The 793-nt window shown below is 42.7% G+C and carries 1 protein-coding gene; it reads left to right on the top strand.

Going from position 1 to position 793, the window contains the following annotated elements; all coding sequences use genetic code 11:
• The first annotated feature begins 58 nt into the window (after positions 1 to 58).
• Positions 59 to 613 carry a hypothetical protein gene (locus AB4653_RS27280; protein WP_009847060.1) on the top strand — a complete coding sequence of 185 codons (555 nt, stop codon included), beginning with the start codon at positions 59 to 61 and terminating at the stop codon, positions 611 to 613.
• Positions 614 to 793 lie beyond the last annotated feature (180 nt).

Genomic DNA, 793 nt, shown 5'->3' with positions numbered 1-793 from the left:
GTTTGGCTATTTTTTATCAAACCAAAGGGATCAACACTAATAAAGGTTTACGGTCGTTATGCGCAAAATTCTACTTACTACCGCTATGCTATTGGCTTCTAGCCAAGCACTAGCTGTCGATGGACAACCAAATGAACAAGCACAAGTAATGAGCAACTTTAGCTACGATTACTTTGACGCTCGTATCGGTGCGAGCCCAATTACATTTGGTGGTGCGTTCAGTAAGTCAATCCACCCGAATGCTCACGCAGTAGCGCGTATCGATTCAGAATTTGAAGGCGATTACGACTCTGCTGTAGGTCTTGGTTTCCACGCTCCAATTAACAACTGGGCAGATCTAACGGGTGAAATGCTAGCTCGTATAGTTCAACCAGCAGCGAAAAGCTCTCCTGATGTTGGTATGGAATTCAACGTTGGTGTTCGTCAATGGCTTGGCCCACAACTAGAAGTTGGCGGCAAAGGCGGTTACGTTTCTATCGATGATAAAGATGATTGGATCGGTTCTGCTTACGTGCGTTTCCACTCTACAGAACTATTCTCTCTAGGTGCAGAAGTTCGTATCAATGATTTCTACGGTGATCAGTTAATGTTCACGACTCGTTTCAAGCTTTAAGTAAAACGAGAAAGCTCTTCATATGGGCTTAGCCTTTAAAACGGGCTAGATAGAAACAAAAAACCGAGGAAATCCCTCGGTTTTTATATATAAACAGTAATCTTATGCATATACAGGCGATATCTTTAGTGGCAGCTCTTTAATAATTGCTGCTTGCGTGGCTCTTGTAATAGTTTCCAG

Origin of the sequence: Vibrio sp. 10N.222.48.A3 (assembly GCF_041475345.1) — a bacterium.
GTDB lineage: Bacteria > Pseudomonadota > Gammaproteobacteria > Enterobacterales > Vibrionaceae > Vibrio > Vibrio tasmaniensis_A.
The sequence above is the reverse complement of the archived record's forward strand: the minus strand, read 5'-3'. Positions and strand labels throughout refer to the sequence as shown.